General features: G+C 59.0%; 14 protein-coding genes and 2 pseudogenes. 3 read left to right on the forward strand and 13 right to left on the reverse strand.

Going from position 1 to position 16,700, the window contains the following annotated elements; all coding sequences use genetic code 11:
• Positions 1-42: 42 nt before the first annotated feature.
• The 11 genes and pseudogenes from ACFORG_RS06145 to ACFORG_RS06195 form a co-directional block, all read right to left on the reverse strand.
• Complete coding sequence (locus ACFORG_RS06145; RefSeq protein WP_386734505.1) at positions 43-1,074, reverse strand: LacI family DNA-binding transcriptional regulator; 1,032 nt, start codon at positions 1,072-1,074, stop codon at positions 43-45.
• A 111-nt stretch (positions 1,075-1,185) separates the two neighbouring features.
• On the reverse strand, positions 1,186-2,793 hold the full coding sequence (gene pgi / locus ACFORG_RS06150) for a glucose-6-phosphate isomerase (RefSeq protein ID WP_386734506.1): 1,608 nt from the start codon (positions 2,791-2,793) through the stop codon (positions 1,186-1,188).
• Positions 2,790-3,443: a bifunctional 4-hydroxy-2-oxoglutarate aldolase/2-dehydro-3-deoxy-phosphogluconate aldolase gene (eda, locus tag ACFORG_RS06155; protein WP_386734507.1), complete on the reverse strand. Its 654-nt coding sequence runs from the start codon at positions 3,441-3,443 to the stop codon at positions 2,790-2,792. Before eda ends, pgi begins: the two co-directional genes overlap by 4 nt.
• Positions 3,444-3,446: 3 nt before the next feature.
• Positions 3,447-5,255, reverse strand: coding sequence for a phosphogluconate dehydratase (gene edd / locus ACFORG_RS06160; protein WP_386734508.1), 1,809 nt, complete (start codon positions 5,253-5,255; stop codon positions 3,447-3,449).
• Positions 5,256-5,269: 14 nt separating this feature from the next.
• The gene (gene zwf / locus ACFORG_RS06165) at positions 5,270-6,718 is read right to left on the reverse strand and encodes a glucose-6-phosphate dehydrogenase (RefSeq protein WP_386734509.1); all 1,449 of its coding nucleotides are present in this window, start codon (positions 6,716-6,718) and stop codon (positions 5,270-5,272) included.
• Between the two features lie 4 nt (positions 6,719-6,722).
• Complete coding sequence (gene gap / locus ACFORG_RS06170; protein ID WP_386734510.1) at positions 6,723-7,751, reverse strand: type I glyceraldehyde-3-phosphate dehydrogenase; 1,029 nt, start codon at positions 7,749-7,751, stop codon at positions 6,723-6,725.
• Positions 7,752-7,816: 65 nt separating this feature from the next.
• Positions 7,817-8,743 carry a carbohydrate kinase family protein gene (locus tag ACFORG_RS06175; protein WP_386734511.1) on the reverse strand — a complete coding sequence of 309 codons (927 nt, stop codon included), beginning with the start codon at positions 8,741-8,743 and terminating at the stop codon, positions 7,817-7,819.
• A gap of 3 nt (positions 8,744-8,746) precedes the next feature.
• Positions 8,747-9,982, reverse strand: coding sequence for an ROK family transcriptional regulator (locus ACFORG_RS06180; RefSeq protein WP_386734512.1), 1,236 nt, complete (start codon positions 9,980-9,982; stop codon positions 8,747-8,749).
• A 173-nt stretch (positions 9,983-10,155) separates the two neighbouring features.
• Positions 10,156-10,488: pseudogene (locus ACFORG_RS06185) on the reverse strand (transposase); the annotation flags it as partial.
• Between the two features lie 228 nt (positions 10,489-10,716).
• The gene (locus tag ACFORG_RS06190) at positions 10,717-11,889 is read right to left on the reverse strand and encodes an MFS transporter (RefSeq protein ID WP_386734513.1); all 1,173 of its coding nucleotides are present in this window, start codon (positions 11,887-11,889) and stop codon (positions 10,717-10,719) included.
• Positions 11,889-12,302, reverse strand: coding sequence for an ester cyclase (locus tag ACFORG_RS06195; RefSeq protein WP_386734514.1), 414 nt, complete (start codon positions 12,300-12,302; stop codon positions 11,889-11,891). Before ACFORG_RS06195 ends, ACFORG_RS06190 begins: the two co-directional genes overlap by 1 nt.
• Before the next feature lie 124 nt (positions 12,303-12,426).
• On the opposite strand from ACFORG_RS06195, the gene ACFORG_RS06200 reads away from it, so the two are divergent.
• On the forward strand, positions 12,427-13,296 hold the full coding sequence (locus tag ACFORG_RS06200) for a LuxR C-terminal-related transcriptional regulator (protein ID WP_386734515.1): 870 nt from the start codon (positions 12,427-12,429) through the stop codon (positions 13,294-13,296).
• The gene (locus ACFORG_RS06205; protein ID WP_386734516.1) at positions 13,293-14,732 is read left to right on the forward strand and encodes a LuxR C-terminal-related transcriptional regulator; all 1,440 of its coding nucleotides are present in this window, start codon (positions 13,293-13,295) and stop codon (positions 14,730-14,732) included. The genes ACFORG_RS06200 and ACFORG_RS06205 overlap by 4 nt, the downstream gene beginning before the upstream one ends.
• Positions 14,733-14,910: 178 nt before the next feature.
• On the opposite strand, the gene ACFORG_RS06210 is transcribed toward ACFORG_RS06205, so the two are convergent.
• Positions 14,911-15,120: a helix-turn-helix transcriptional regulator gene (locus ACFORG_RS06210; protein ID WP_386734517.1), complete on the reverse strand. Its 210-nt coding sequence runs from the start codon at positions 15,118-15,120 to the stop codon at positions 14,911-14,913.
• A 614-nt stretch (positions 15,121-15,734) separates the two neighbouring features.
• Between ACFORG_RS06210 and ACFORG_RS06215 the strand changes: the two are divergent.
• Positions 15,735-15,947: pseudogene (locus ACFORG_RS06215) on the forward strand (integrase core domain-containing protein); the annotation flags it as partial.
• A 214-nt stretch (positions 15,948-16,161) separates the two neighbouring features.
• Here the strand turns inward: ACFORG_RS06215 and ACFORG_RS06220 are convergent.
• Positions 16,162-16,581: a hypothetical protein gene (locus ACFORG_RS06220; RefSeq protein ID WP_386734518.1), complete on the reverse strand. Its 420-nt coding sequence runs from the start codon at positions 16,579-16,581 to the stop codon at positions 16,162-16,164.
• Between the last annotated feature and the right edge of the window lie 119 nt (positions 16,582-16,700).

The raw sequence follows: 16,700 nt of genomic DNA on the forward strand, positions 1-16,700 counted from the left end.
CGCGCGTAAATTAGCAGGAAAAATCGATGCATGCCTAGAGGCTTACGCCGAGTCTCTCATTACAAGGCGGCCATGGAAAAGCGTTTCCTCGCGCTTTTTCGGGCGCACACCTGTATCGAGTATCTCAAACAGCGTGCTCGCCGCACGATTCGCGATGGCGGCGTAGTCCTGTGAGATTGTGGTCAACGATGGACAGGTGAAGCGCGAAAACGGGTGATCGTCATGCCCGGCAACGCGCAGCGCACAGACCGGGCCGTGCCCCACGCGAATATCGAGACTATAGGCTGCAGACAGCATGCCAATGGCGAGACGGTCGTTGCTGCACAGGATTGTGTCCGTCTTGAACCCATTCTCGTAGAGCAACCGCCCACCTTCGGCGCGCCCGATTTCCTCAAAGCCCCAACCCTCGCCATCTGCCTGGTAAATCCGGGCCTCGTAGCCATGCCGCCCCATGCTTTCCAGATAAGCTCTCCGGCGTTTGTTCGCGTTAGGATTTGAAGGCGATTTCATTTCGAAAAAACATGGCGGCTGACCGCTACGACACAGGTATTCAACCATCAAATCAATGCTTTGATCGTTATTTGTTCCCACGAATGCCTCGCAAGCGCCTTCCACATTCGCATCGAACAAAACCACGGGAACATCCTTGTTGAAGCTTTCGATTTCCCTGCGGTCAGAAGCCCTACCGAATGGCGCCAGAAGAACGCCTGCAGGCTTTAGCGCGCGCAAGGAGTCGAGGTTTGCGCGTTCTTGCTCGGGGCTGCCGTGCGAGCTGAGCAAGATCGGACTGTATCCGGCAGCGATACAGGCCAGTTCAACCTCCCTGCCGATCTCCGAGAAGAACGGGTCAGCGAGATTTGGCACGACAATCCCGATATTCTTCGTCGTCTGCCTGTTCTGGTTCACTGCAAAGACATTTGGACGATAGTCAAATCGCGTCAAGGCCTCTTCGATCTTGCTTCGTGTGGAGCGCCGCACGCTATCGGGGTCGTTGAAATACTTCGAAAGCGTTGGCCGCGAGATGCCGCTTACAGCGGCAAACTCTTCCATGTTCTTGATCTTTTGCTGTGCCATCACTCAAACTTCCCAAAACGCAACGCGCGTAAATTTTGAGAAACAATATGCAAACTTTCAAAAGAATGGCAAGCCTTGCCGCCTAGGGCGTGAATCCGACTCTGAGGCGCCTCACTCCCGCAGCCTTTCCAACAACGCTGTTGTCGACGGGTCTTTGTCTTTCGCTTCATCGCCTTGAACCATTGGAAGGAGCGCATTGGCTAGTTCCTTGCCAAGCTCTACGCCCCATTGATCGAAGGAGTTGATTTTCCAGACCACGCCTTCCACGAATACGCGGTGCTCATATAGCGCGATGAGCTGGCCGAGCACAAAAGGGGTAAGCTTTGGGTAGGCCAAAGTCACTGAAGGGCGGTTGCCCGGGAAGGTGCGATGGGCTGCCTGACGCTCTCGTTCGGTGCCCTCAAAACCGAGTCGCGAAGCGATCTGCTTCGCCTCTTCGAAGCTGCGCCCGAGCATCAGCGCTTCGGACTGAGCAAGGCAGTTGGCTTTCAGGAGGTCATGGTGATGAGCGAGCTCCGGCTCATGCGCTTCAGCTGCAATGAGGAACTCGACGGGGATCACATCCGTCCCCTGATGGAGAAACTGATAAAACGCGTGCTGTCCGTTCGTGCCAGGCTCGCCCCAGACGACGGGGCCTGTGTCGCGCTCGACCGCGGTGCCATCCATCTGCACGCGCTTGCCGTTGCTCTCCATATCGAGCTGCTGCAAATAGGCAGGCAGCCGCGCCAGCCGCTGGTCATAGGGCAGCACCGCGCGCGTGTCATATCCGCAGATGTTGCGATGCCAGATACCTGTCAAAGCCAAAAGAACGGGCAGGTTTTGCGCGAGAGGCGCGTTTTGGAAGTGTGCGTCCAACGCCGCAGCGCCGTCCAGAAACTCGCGGAAGCGCTCGGCTCCAATCGCCAGCATGATCGGCAGACCGACCGGCCCCCAAAGTGAGTAGCGCCCGCCGACCCAGTCGGCGAAGCCAAAAACACGGGCACGGTCAATGCCCATTTTGCTTGTCAGCTCCTGCGCCGTTGAAACCGCCGCGAGATGTGTGCCGATCTTTTCACCCAACGCTCCACGCAGCCAGCCGAACACCGTCTCGGCGTTGGTCATCGTCTCGATGGTGGTGAAAGTCTTGGAGGCCACAATCACCAGCGTCGTGGCGGGGTCGATCCCGCGCAGCGTATCACGGGCGTGCGCTCCATCGACGTTGGAGATGAAATGCGTGCGCGGCCCGTCCTGATAGGGTGCGAACGCAAGCCTAGCCATCGCTGGACCAAGGTCAGAGCCGCCGATGCCGATGTTCACCACATCGGTAAAGGGTGCTCCGCTCTGTGACGCAATCTTGCCTGAACGCACGCCCTCGGCAAAGATCTCCATGCGCGCCAACGTCTCGGCAATCGCGGGGCGCACGTCCCGACCATCAACGAGAAGTGGTGCGGCCTCAGACGAGCGCAGTGCGGTGTGCAGCACGGCGCGGCCTTCTGTTGTGTTGATCTTCTCGCCCGCAAACATGGCCGCGCGCCGCTCGGCAAGGCCCGCCGCCTCGGCGAGCGCCAACAATGCGTCGAGCGCATCATCGTCAATGTTGGTCTTTGCTACGTCGAGATAGAGTTCATCGGCGGTGGCAGAGAAACGCGCGAGCCGATCCCCCTTGTCAAACAGCGAGGCGATCGAGCGGGCTTTGTTTTCAGCGTAGTTCTGCTCCAAGGTCTGCCAGATTGGTTTCACGTGCCTCTCCCCAGGCCTGCGGCCTCGCGGGCGAGCCGCTCTATCGCGGCCCAGTCCTTCGCCTCGACCAAATCAGCAGGAGCAACCCAGCTACCGCCTGCGCAGAGGACGTTGGGCAGGCTGAGGTAGCTCTCTGCATTGGTCATGCTCACACCGCCTGTCGGACAGAAAGTGATCTGTGGCAAAGGCGCCCCGATGGCTTTCAGCGCCGGCGCCCCCCCCGAGGCTTCAGCCGGGAAGAACTTGAGCATGTCATAACCTTGAGCCAAGAGCCGCATCGCCTCGGTGGCCGTGGCAGCGCCTGGCAGGAGCGGCAGCTCTTCCTCTTCGCAGGCCGCCAGCAGCGCGTCGGTCGCTCCAGGCGAGACGCCAAACGTTGCGCCCGCTGCCTTGGCCGCACGCACGTCATCTGGCGTCACCAGCGTGCCTGCGCCCAAATGACCGCCTAGCACTTCCGCCATGGCGCTGATCACCTCAAGCGCAGCGGGCGTACGGAGTGTCACTTCAAGGGCGGGCAGCCCACCCGCCACGAGTGCCTCGGCAAGAGGGCGGGCGGTGTCGACATCGTGCACCACAAGCACAGGCACAATGGGCGCGAGTGAGCAGATTTCGCGGATGATGATCGAGGCGTCTTTGGCGGTCAGGCTCATGGGTTAGTCTCCGAAGATGGATGCACCGTCCGATGCGGCGCCGACAGTGTTTCGGAATGCGGCAAAGAGCTCGCGTCCCATGCCCCAATGCGCGGCGGAAAGGTCCGCCTCGGCATTGGGGCGGCCCGCGACTTCCTCGGCCAAGATGTCGAGCGTGCCAACCTCGCCATCGACGCGCAAAAGATCACCGTCGCGCACTTGAGCAATCGGGCCGCCGTCCACCGCCTCGGGCGAGACATGGATCGCCGCAGGCACTTTGCCCGATGCGCCCGACATGCGCCCGTCCGTAACCAGAGCGACCTTTTGGCCACGACCCTGACAAATTGAGAGCAGCGGTGTGAGCGAGTGCAACTCCGGCATGCCGTTCGCCTTCGGACCCTGGAAGCGCACCACCACGACGACATCTCCGGTGAGCTCGCCCGCCTTGAACGCCGCCTTAACCTCGTCCTGATCGTGGAAAACACGCGCGGGCGCTTCGACAATGCGGTTTTCTGGTGCCACTGCAGAAACTTTCATCACAGCCGTGCCAAGCGAGCCTGTCATTCGCTTCAGCCCGCCTGTGGGTTGGAACGGGTCAGAGGCGGGGCGCAGGATCTTGTCGTTCAGACTCTCGCTTGTTCCCGCACGCCAGCCAAGCACCCCGTCTTTAAGAACGGGGTCTTCCGTGTAGTGCTCCAGCCCTTCGCCTGCCACGGTCTGCGTATCGGGGTGCAGGAGCCCCGCGCCCAGAAGCTCGCCGATCATATACCCCAAGCCGCCCGCAGCATGGAAGTGGTTCACATCGGCCAGCCCGTTCGGGTAGACCCGCGCCAGAAGCGGCGTTACCTCCGAAAGTTCGGAGAAGTCTTCCCAATCCAGGATGACCCCGCCTGCCCGCGCCATGGCAACGAGGTGGATGAGCAAGTTGGTCGAGCCACCAGTGGCGCCCAGCCCAACAATCCCGTTCACGAAGGACTTTTCGTCGAGAATGTTGCACACTGGCGTGTAGGAGTTGCCCAAAGCGCTGAGTGAGAGCGCCTGCTGCGCCCCGTGCTTTGTGAGCGCATCTCTGAGCGGCGTGTTCGGCGTCACGAAGCTCGCCCCCGGCAGGTGTAGCCCCATGAACTCCATCAGCATTTGGTTGGTGTTGGCCGTACCGTAGAAGGTGCAGGTGCCGGGGCCGTGATAGGCCGCCATTTCCGCTGCCATCAGCTTGTCGCGACCGCATTTTCCGGCGGCAAACTCCTGGCGCACCATGGCTTTTTCTTCGTTTGGCATGCCGCTTGTCATCGGCCCCGCAGGCAGGAAGACAGCGGGCAAGTGGCCAAAGGCCTGTGCGGCGATCAAAAGACCTGGCACGATCTTGTCACACACACCGAGGAAAACAGCGGCATCAAAGGTATTGTGGCTGAGCGCCACCGAGGCGGCGAGCGCGATCACATCGCGTGAGAATAGGCTCAGCTCCATCCCTGCCTCGCCTTGCGTGACGCCATCGCACATCGCTGGCACCCCGCCTGCAACCTGTGCCGTTCCACCAATTTCGCGCACCGCTTGCTTGATCAAAGCAGGATAAGTCTCAAACGGCTGGTGTGCCGAGAGCATGTCGTTGAAGGCCGTAACGATGCCGAGATTGCCCGCGCTGCCTTCCACAAGCTTGTGTTTGTCGTCACCCATCGCCGCATAGGCGTGCGCTTGTCCGCTGCACGAAAGGTGCGCGCGCGCTGGGCCTTTCGATTGTGCTGCTTTCATCCGCGCAAGATAGTCCGCTCTCGCGTCTGTGCTGCGCTCGATGATACGTTCGGTTACGCGTTCTATCGTTGAATTGAGGGGCATCTCTTCCGTGTCCTCTACGCTATCTCGCGCCAGCGTCTGCCCTCTTTGTGCAAGAGCATCAGCGCGTCTTCAGGCCCCGAGCTTCCCGCATCGTAGGGCTCTGGCATTTGGTTTGACGCCTCCCAGGCCTCGATAATCGGGTCAGCCCAGGCCCATGCCGCCTCGACTTCGTCGCCGCGCATGAAGAGCGTCTGATCTCCTCGGATCACATCCATGATGAGCCTCTCATAAGCGTCCTGCGGATCGGCCTTTTCCTTGAGCGCATCCGCGAAAGTCATGTCCAAGTTCACTTCGGCAAGGCGGAAGCCACCAGGCCCTGGCTCCTTGATCGTGTTGCGCAGGGTTATACCCTCATCGGGCTGAAGCCGAATGATCATCGCGTTGCCGCGGCGGTGCTCCATCTTGGGAAAGATCATATGCGGCGGATCGCGGAACACGACAGCAATTTCAGACGCGCGCCCGCGTAGCTTCTTGCCGGTGCGCAGGTAGAAGGGTGTGCCAGCCCATCGCCAATTCCCGATCCCAACTTTCATCGCCACAAAGCTTTCAGTGCGCGAGTTCGGATCCCCCGCTTGCTCGTGGTAGCCGCCTTGTCGATTCTGCCCGCGATACTGCCCGCGCACGATGTCACCCGGTCCAACGGGTTCAAGCGCTTCGATCACCTTCACCTTCTCGTCGCGCACCGCGTTCGGGTCAAACTTCGACGGCGGCTCCATGGCCGTGAGGCACAGAAGCTGCATCAGGTGGTTTTGCACCATATCGCGCATCGCGCCCGATTTGTCGTAATACTCACCGCGCCCTTCAACCCCAAGGCTCTCGGCTACGGTGATCTGCACATGATCAATGTGCGTGGCGTTCCAAAGTGGCTCCCAAAGCGCATTGGCAAAGCGTAGCGCCATCAGGTTTTGCACGGTTTCCTTGCCGAGGTAGTGATCGATCCTGTAAATCTGGCGCTCTTTGAAACCTTGGCGCAGATCGGCGTTGAGCGCACGCGCGCTCTGTAGATCATGCCCGAAGGGCTTTTCGACCACGATGCGGCTCTCGGCGGTCGAGGCCTCAAAGCTGCTGAGTTTTGAGGCGATAACGCCAAAGAGCGACGGCGATACCGAAAGGTAGAACGCGCGCACGACATTGGGCCGCAGGTTACGCGCCAGATCCTTCCAGCCGTCTTCGCCCATGACGTCAACACGCAGGTAGTCAACGCTCGCAAGAAAACGCTCCAGAAGCGCGCGATCCTCGGCGATCTGCGGCGCAAATGCTGCAAGGCTCTTCTCAAGCTGTGCACGAAAGCCCGTTGCATCCATCTTCGAGCGCGCAACGCCAATGATACGCGCCGCGGGTGGCATCTGGCCCACAGCAAAGCGGTGAAACAGCCCCGGCAGGATCTTGCGCTGGGCCAGATCGCCCGTGGCTCCGAACAGGACCAGATCAAAATCTGGCGCAGGGATGACGCGCGATACCATCTTGTCAGCTCGCCATCTTCAGGGGCGCAGTCTGCATCAAGGCACCCATAGCGCGGCCCGTGTCGAGCATGCGGTTTGAAAAACCCCATTCGTTGTCATACCAGCTCACAACCCGCACCATGCCGTCTTTGGTCACACAGGTCTGCGCCGCCGCAAAGCAGGACGAATGCGGATCATGATTGAAGTCGATCGAAACCAGCGGATCTTCCTCAAAGGACAGCACGCCTGCAAGATCACCAAGCGCAGCCTCTGCCACAGCGGCGTTGATCGCCTCGGCGCTAGCAGCGCGCCCTGGAGTAAAGCACAAGTCAACCATTGAGACGTTGGGCGTGGGCACGCGCACGGCCGAACCTTCCAGCTTGCCCGCGAGATGGGGCAGCACCAGAGAGATCGCCTTGGCCGCACCTGTCGAGGTTGGCACCATCGACATCGACGCCGCACGTGCGCGATACATATCTTTGTGATTGGTGTCGTGACTTGGCTGGTCGCCTGTAAAAGCGTGGATCGTCGTCATGTAGCCCGTCTTGATGCCAAAGGCACGGTCCAGCACCATCGCAACAGGCGCGAGGCAGTTGGTGGTGCAGGAGGCGTTGGAAACGATCAGATCATTCGCCGTCAGCTCGTGGTGGTTGACACCGAAGACAACCGTGCGGTCCGCATCTTTGCCCGGAGCCGAGATCAGCACACGCTTCGATCCGTTCTGAAGGTGCCGCGCCGCCGCCGGGCGCTCGGTGAAGAGGCCAGTGCACTCATAAGCGATATCCACATCGCCCCAAGGCAGGTCTTCAGGATTGCGGATCGCGGTCAATCGGATGCAACGCTCACCAACATACAGCCTGTCGCCCTCAGCTGAAACTGGTGCCGAGATGCGGCCATGCACGCTGTCATACTTCAAAAGATGCGCGATGTTTTCTGGCGGTGCCAGATCGTTGATCGCGACGACTTCGATATCGGTATCGCCACGCTCAACCAGCGCGCGCAAAACGCCACGCCCGATGCGTCCGAAGCCGTTGATTGCTATTTTCAGTGTCATGTCGATCTCCTATTCGAGATTGTGATAGCGCTAACATTTTAGGAAAATAAAATATTCGCCATATTCTAGAGTTCTCCCGCCCATGGTGGATTCGCTCCTGCGCGCGAAACCGTCACCGCGGCTACGCGCGCTCCATGTTCCAGCGCGCTGGTTAGTGTCGCCGCGTCAAGGCTGGCCAAGCCCTCGGCGTGCAAAGCCCCAAGCTCGGACAGTTTCGCCAACACCCCCGCGTTGAAAGTGTCTCCTGCTCCGACCGTGTCGACAATCTCAGCCGATAGCGCAGCAACCTGCACAGCTTCGCCGCTTGCAAGGTAGCCAGTGGCGCCATCACCACCGCGTGTCAGAATAACAATCGAAGGCCCCAGCCCCAGCAAGCGTGCGACCTTGTCATCAAGCGAAAGCGGCTCTGGCGTGATCCAATTGAGGTCTTCATCCGATACCTTCACGATATTGGTTAGACCAATCATCCTGTCCAGCCGCGCGCGATAGCGGCCTATGTCGCGAATGAAGCTCGGCCTGATGTTCGGGTCCAGCATGACAGCGCGCCCCTCGGCATTGCGCTTCAGAAGCGTCGCGTAGGCATCAGCCCCTGGCTCACAAGCGAGGCTGATCCCCCCGAAATATAGCGCTGTGATTTCGGGCGACAGCGATGGCATATCACCTGGCTCGATCATTCGCCCTGCCGTATTCTCATCGAAGAACTCATACGTGGCGTGGCCATCAACGAGGCGCACAAAAGCCAGTGTCGTCGGCCGCTCTGCATGAATCAGATGGCTGACATCGACATGGCTAGCCTTCAATCCCTGCGCAAGCTGCTGTCCGAACATGTCCGTGGAGAGGCCCGTCAGCATCCCCGTCTGCGCTCCAAGCCGCCCCAAGGCCACGGCGGTATTGTAGACAGCCCCACCGCAGTGCGGCACAAAGCCCTCAGCGCCTCGGGCCGTCGGCGCGGGGATCATGTCAATCAGGGCTTCACCACAACAAAGGATCATAGATCAGTCTTTCAGATACGCATTGCGTTCGACGAGAAAACGCTCCGACAGCGGCAAGCTCGCAGCCCCGAGCACCTTTGCGTCGTACCCTATAGACCCTTGCGCGATTCTCGGGGCAGACACCCCAGCCGTAACCAAGCTTGCCACCTCATGCTCGATTTGCGAGACAAGCTCCGCGCGCACGGCATCTGGCATGGAGCCGTCGACCAGAACAGTCTCACAGTCGACAACGCAAACTGACGCAATCACGGCCTGCGCGATCCCGCGAGCCGCTTGGCCAAGCCATGCGTCCAATGCCTCTTTCGGAACGGCCCACTCGCCCGAGCGACCCCAGATTGAAAGCGCCGCATCTGAAGCCGATCCGAGGCTGTCTTCAAGGCAAGCGAGCGATGCGATATCGACAAGTGAGCACATCCCACCTGACAGAGCTTGCACGGGCATAGATGCCAAGGCAGCTGCGTTGCCGCTGCGCCCCAAATGAAGCGCGTTGTCCAATACAAGCCCGCCGCCGACGAAATACCCGACATAAACGTAAAGAAAATCGCGCGGCTTCGCCGTGGTTCCAAAAACCAGTTCTGCGCTGCAAGCCGCCGACCCGTCGTTGCACAGGTAAGTCGGAAAGCTGTAGGATTTGGCCAGTTCCGCGACAAGATCGCGCCCTCTCCATGCTTCGAGATCAGAGCTGTTCGCTCCGTCTTCGCCGTGAGCCCAATCCCACATCCGAAACGGCAGAGCGATACCCAGACCTGCCACGCGAGACCTGTCGTCTTCCGGCAAGCTTGCGAGGAAGGTATCAATCGTTTCATTGGCAAACCGCAGGACACCTGACGGAGAGGGCACCCTGTGTTCTACGCGCTGGTAACGGATCACCTGGCCTAGAAAGTCGCTCAGAACCAGCTCGGAACCACCTCTACCAACTTTGAGCCCCAGAAAATATGCGCCGTTCGCAGCGAGACCCATGGGCACTGAAGGCTGCCCTATGCTTCCGCGCACAGGCTCACCCTTAACAAGCAAGCCCTCACCTTCAAGCGCCCGCATGATCACAGAGACCGTTTGCGGCGAAAGGCCTGTCAGTCTAGCAATCTCCGCTTTTGGCTTGGGGCCGAACTGTCGGATGAGGGAGAGAACCAACCTTTCGTTATATGCACGCATCGCGCCCTGATTGGACCCGCGAACAGGCGCTGCCGCAGCCAGCGAAGCGCTTTCGCGCGCCTCAGACCTGTGCTTGTCAGGAATCATACCGGCTCCCAGCCATACAAACGCAAATTCACCCCCCTTCTCGGCCAAATAGGAAACTCTGTCAATAAATAAATCTATGTGATTTATTTATTGACAGAGTCCTCATCGATAAGCGCCTCACAGCTCGGTGTTTTTTCGCATCGTGTCTTGCAAGGGTCTGGGCTCGTTGAGTTTCAAAGCCAGTAAATAACGATGTCCGCGAGAGCGATGGCTGACAAGAAGATCTTTGGGCACCTGTCATAACGCGTCGCCACACGCCTCCAATCCTTGAGCCTGCCAAACATGATCTCGAACCGGTTGCGCCGTTTGTATCGGCGCTTGTCGTACTTGACGGTTTTCTTCCGCTGCTTCCTGCCTGGGCTGTGGGCACGTATCCCTTTGGATTTCAATGCTTCTCTGAACCAGTCGGTGTCGTATCCTCGGTCCCCGAGTAGCCAGTCGACATCAGGCAGGCTGCTCAGCAAGGCCCGTGCCCCGATGTAATCGCTGACGTGTCCGGCAGTGACGAGCAGGTTGAACCGTGAATCACGCCGTCCCTCCGAAATCAATGGGTCTTGACCCGCCAAGTTGCGCGCCGACGTCGAAGAGCGGCGCGAGGACGGCTTGAACGATGCCTGCGAACGGGTTTATGACAACGCCGAATGCCGCCACCGGCGTGATCGGTGCGCAGGTTTGGCCCATCTCATCGGCAGTGATGATTTCCTTCGTGAAAACCGGCTTTCGAACGACCGTTCTCAAGCTTCCTTTGCACCGCCCAAGCGTGGCACGTTTTTGATGGTTTGGAATGCGAGGCCGAGAGGGACCACGGCGGCAAAGAGGATGATCGCGAGCCACAAGGGCCCTTTTGCCGCGCCTGTTGCATCGAGAATGGCGCCTGCCGCGGGAGGTGTGACCAACATGATCGCATAATAAACGGTGAAGAAAATACCCATTCCGAAGGCCCGGACCTGGGGCCGCATCGCCTGGCCCGCCATGGCCATGATGACCCCGGCCGGGGCCATGCCGATCAAGCCAAAGAGCACGCTTGCCCCAAGGCCGGCGCCGGGCACGCCAAGCATCAAGAGCGCGGTCATGGCGCCTCCCATGCAGACCGTCAAAACAACATTCCGCCCATCAAACCGGTCCACGATCTGCCCGCAAATAGTGCCGGATACGATCATAATCCAACTGCCGATGCTGATGATTCCAGCGGCCGCGATGGCGGACTGGCCCAAACCTTCTAGGACTTTTGGCCCGAAGGACAGATAGGTGACGTAGGCCGCGTTGAAGACGCCCCAAGCGGTGGCGGCACAGAGCGTCAGACGCCATTCCTGCCCTGTCATCGTCGCCCGCGGCCCGCCTTTCGCATGCGGGAGATCATGCGGCGCCCGGTAGAAGACAAACACTCCAAGGGCTGCAATCAGGCAATAGACCGAGGCCACCTGAAACGGCACTTGCCAACCAAAACCTTGGGCAAGCCATGCATGGCCAATCTGACCCATCGCGATCCCGAAGGGCCAACTCATGACCAGGATGCTCATGGCTGTCGCTATTTCCCGGCCCTCAAACCAGTCGGCCACCATCTTCGTCAGATAGAGCGTGGTGAACAGAAACCCGGCCCCAGCAAGGATACGACCTATGCCGAGGCCCCAACTTTCGCTCGCCAGGGACGACACGGCGCCACCCAAAGCCAAGGCGCCCAATCCAAAGACCACCATGATGCGGTCAGACACGTAGCGCCCCCAGTAACCGGCGGGCATGGCAAGAACCAAACCGGGGGCCATGAATAGCCCAATCAAGAGACCGATACCCACATAGTCGAGCCCGAAGGCGACGATGAGGTCTTCGCCAACGGAGGCCACTGTCTGAAACTGAAATCCAAGCCCGATGCGGGCCAGAAACAGCAGGCCTAGGATGCGCCAGCGCATTATGCCCAGCCGAGCCCGCGCAGGGCGTGCACGTCATTCCAGATTTTGGTCATATGGCTGATCTTGTCGCCATCGAACTGCATGACATAGGCGTAGTCCGAGACCACGGATTTCCCTGTCGGAGGCACGGGTCCGCCTTCGCCCGTCTGCGTTCCTTGAAATTCGGCAGTCGCGACAACGGTACCGCGCGCCTCGTCTGCCGCAAAGGCGGTCAAATTGTAACGGCCATCAGGCACAGGCGTCAAAAGACCCTTCATCCAGTCGGCATAGTCAGCAAGGGTTGTCGTCTCCGCCAGCGCATCCGCCTGACAGGAAAAGCTCGCCCCTTCGTGGCAAAAGACCTTGCAACTGTCCCAACCTTGACCCGTTTCGCAGGCTTCAAAAAATGCGGTCGCCGTTTCGTAATGGGTCATCGTGCCATACTCCGTGTTGATTTTATGGAATCATCCTAGGTCCATTTCAGGGACACCGGGTATCGTGCAGATGCGGTAAAATTGGGCGTCCGCCTGCAGTATTCAAACTACTGCATTTGCAGGATTGCTTATTGAAAGCGTTCTCCTCACACTTCATCCAAGCCTTCATTTTATGGAGAGTTCACAGGTGTCAGAGCGGACCGATCTTAGCCAAAGGGAAGTGCAGATCGCCCAGGCGTATGCCAGTGGACAGACCTATCAGTCGATCGCCCACACCTTGTGCATCGCCCCCAGCACCGTCCGCACCCATCTGGCAACGATCTATCGCAAACTGGAAGTGTCATCCAAACTGGAGTTGGCGACCCGGCTGAAAGGCGAAGCGCCAGAGCCCCGCAGCCCATCGGAACTGGCAATGGTTGTGTCAGAATTGGCGCTGAGCCTGGAAGAAGCCATCAGCCGTGAAAAAGCACTGAGCGAGGTCTTGCGGATCATCAGCGCCGCGCAGGGCGACCTGGATGCTGTGATGCAGGAGATTTTGGCCTACGCGTTGGATCTTTGCGACGCGGAGTTTGGGGTCATGTTCGAATACGGGCAAAACCGCAGATTTCACGCGACCTTTGCCCTTGGGATCCCGCCAGTCTTCAAAACCTGGTTTGACGAGCAGGGCTGGTTCACCGTCAGCCCTCAAACAGGCCTTGGTCGGATGGATGCGCAGCATGACACGATAAACATTTTCGATGTCAGGTCCGAAGACATCTACAAGAGCGACGACCCATTGCGCATCGCGACAGTCGATCTTGGCGGCGCACGTTCCTTTGTCGCCATCCCGATGCTGGCGGCGGACAAACTCGTCGGTGCCTTCGTGCTTTACAGACAAACCGTGCGCCCGTTTTCCGATGACACCACACGGCTTGCTCAGATGTTCGCCGCTCAAAGCGTGATCGCGTTGGAAAATGCGCGCATGATCAGAGCCATACAACAGGTTGCTCCATGACCGAAGAGTCTCCGGAGGTGACCCGGCTCAGTCATCGCGAAAGCCAAATCGCGCAAAACTATGCCGGTGGCGAAAGCAATCAGCAGATCGCGGACCGTCTGTGTCTTGCGCCGTCCACGGTGCGGACGCATCTGGCGACTATCTATCGGAAACTGGGCGTGTCATCGAAACTGGACCTGCGCGACAGGCTTGGCGCAGCAGACAGCACCATGGGCGATCCGGACGGTGCGTTTCCGACACATCCAGAGAAACCTTCCATTGCTGTTCTGGCCTTTGAGAACATGTCAGGCGATCCGGAACAGGAATACTTCTCAGATGGGATAAGCGACGACATCATCACTGCCCTGTCGCGATCTCTCTGGCTGTTCATTATCGCGCGGAACACGACCTTTACCTACAAAGGGTCGAGCGTTGATGTCCGGCGCGTGGCAAAAGACCTCGGCGTCCGGTTTGTGCTGGAGGGTAGCGTCAGGCGTTCCGGCGACCGGGTGCGGGTCACGGCGCAGTTGATCGATGGCGCGACAGGCGGGCATCTGTGGTCCGAGCGCTATGACGGGCAGCTTGAGGATGTATTCGACTTGCAAGATGAGATCACCAGCAATGTGGTGGCCTCGATTCAGACCACCGTTCATCTAAGCACCATCCCCGAGCCGGTTGAACGTACGTCCCGCCCCGACCTGACGGTCTGGGAGCTGACAATGCGGTCTTGGCATTTGCTTTATGACTTTACGCCGGAAAGCTATGCGCACGCCAAGACCCTTCTGGAACGCGCATTGGCGCTTGATCCGGAGAGTGCAGAGGCGAACATGGTGCTCTCGCTGATCAATCACCACATCGCGATCATGGGCTTTGTGCCCGACGTCAAACCGACCATGGAAACTGCTTATGCGCTGGCACGGCGCGCCACCCAGTTGGACGACCGCAATGAATACGCGCACTGGGCATTGGGGATTAGTTGTTGGGGTCTGTTGAAATACGAGGAGTCGCTGGCGGCCCTCGAACGCGCCGTCGCCCTGAACCCGAATTGTTCATTGGCCTATGGCAGCCTTGGCACTTTGCTCGGTATCTTGGGGCGGTCAGATGAGGCTATTGCCAATCAGGACGTCGCAATCCGCTCCAACCCCCTGGACCCGAGCATTTTCTTCCGCTTCTCTGGACTTGCGCTAGCGCATTACATGGCGGGTCGCTTCGAGAACGCAATCGAATGGGCCGAGCGCGCAATACACCGCAGGCCGAGTTGGTTCTTCGCACATTTTCTTCTAGTGGCCAGTCACATCGCGCTAGGCCACGACGAAGATGCGACTTCTGCTGTCAACGCCGCTCTGTTTGCTTCACCGGAGATCCGTGTCGAAGACCTAAATCGTGTTCCCCTGAAGGACTCGGAGAATATGGCAACTCTGCGCGACCGTTTACTCAAGGCGGGTTTTCCCATGTGACTTGAGGTTTGCGGTGGCTGCCATTGGGGTTGCTGCTGCGTAAGCGGCTTCGTTCCGCGTAGCCCTCTCTACTTTCTGTGGTCTGAGCTTCTCGGAGACGTCCCGAGAAGCGACCTCGCCGCAGCGAAAAAGACAAGGTGGCACATGACATTCGCAGGGGGTCGCCTCGCTGCGAGCTTCATCGACGAGCTTTTGCATCAGCGATTACGGCCAAAATTTCCGAACGCGGCCAGCGAGAGGAGCCCCCGAGCTTGATCGGCTTGGGAACTGATCCGTCTGCCACGCGACGCCAAAAGCTCGGCACGCTGATCGACAGGATAACTGCTGCTTCTTTGACTGTGAGTAAGGGATCCACATCGAAACGGGGCGAAATCGGTTCAGTTGTCATGTGGCTCGGTGCCTCCTTCTGGTGATGTCCGATGCATCAAGAAGTGATTTCTGCGCCGTTGCAAACCGGAGAAAATTTTTCTCCTCCCCAGCTTTTCTTGGTCAGCGGAGCAAGGCCGACCGGTCCCAAAGGCCTATCCAATTTTGGTTGCGCGCATGACATGTCCATCCGCGTTCAATGATGACGGCTTCGCAAATAGCCCGGGCAGGCTCGTCTTCGGCGGTACCCATACCACCGCCAATCGACTCCGGGTCAACTTCGCTTAGATCGACTGCGCCAACGATGACCTCTTGATGAAGGTCTTCGGCATCTATCTCCAGACCGGACATATCCTCTGGACCTCCGTAGATGGCGACGGACAGAGAGCGGTTGGCCTACCCCCTGAAAAGGGTTCTTCCCTTAACTAGGCTTTCGAGCCAGATCGCGGATCAAGGAATGCCCGAGAAGAAGCACAAGCCCGAGGAGATCGTCGCGAACCTGCTTCAGGGCAATGAATTGGTATTGCAAGGCCAATCGGTTGTAGAAGCGGTGTGCGCGATCGTTGTGATACGGTTCACCTGCTATCGGAGGCCCAAGGAGAGTAGTGGCCTGGAGACCAACCGTGTGAGGCCGCTGAGCTGCTCAACGATGAGAACTTTTACAGCCTTGCCGAGGCGAACATTGTGATCGAGAGCTGGCGTCAGCATTACAACACCGAGCACCCGCACTCATCTCCGGGTCATAGGGCCGCCAGCGCCGGAGCGGTCTCGTGGACATCTCCGCCATCCAGAGCCGCTTCGCCTGCCACGCCAGCCGCGGCGCAAGAACCCGTTATGCACAAATCCTGAAATCGGACCACTCGATTGGGCTAGGTCAGCTTCGCGTGTAAGGTGCGGTCAACAAGATCGGTTAAATCAACTAGCACCAATGCATCCGAAGCGATGGATTTTTTTGCCGGTAATAGTGGCGAGCTTTTTACTTAGTTTCGTGAAACAGGGGGCGGGAGACGTTTCGATATTTGATGTCTACACGTCTCCCGCCCCCTGTTTCCGTCGAGAAAGGTTAGTTCAGTTTCGACTTGTCGTCGAACAGGTCCGCCTTTGCAGCAGCCTCGGCGCTCTCCTCCGGCGGGGGGCGCCGTGTGGCGACGATGTCCGGCGACGCCTTCTGGCGGGTCACGTCCTTGAAAAATTCGTCGAAGGCGTTGCGAACTTCGCGCTCCCCGTCTTCGTCGACGCGCATGTCCGGGATCGCGCCGGGGCGGCCATAGGCCCGGTCCAGTATCTGCGTACTGGCCGAGATCCGGGCGCTTTCGGATTCGCCATGCTGGGCGATTTCGACGAGCACGTCCAAAGCGAGCTCGCCATGTTCTCGGAGCTTCAGGATCATGTTCTGCCGATCCAGGCGACTGGCCTTGGCGCCCGACCCCTTCGGGCGACCGGCACCGGGACGCTTTCCACCCCTTCCTTTGGTAGTCTTCATGGTTTGATTTTCCTTTGATTCTTTTTCAATCGAGTGCTTCCTTTAGGGGCTTCCGATCTTCTGTTCCCTGAGAGTTTTCGACCCCGGTGGTGGTAGGTTAAGGTTGTCTCATCCGTGGG

This window comes from Lutimaribacter marinistellae (assembly GCF_042648365.1).
GTDB lineage: Bacteria > Pseudomonadota > Alphaproteobacteria > Rhodobacterales > Rhodobacteraceae > Lutimaribacter_A > Lutimaribacter_A marinistellae.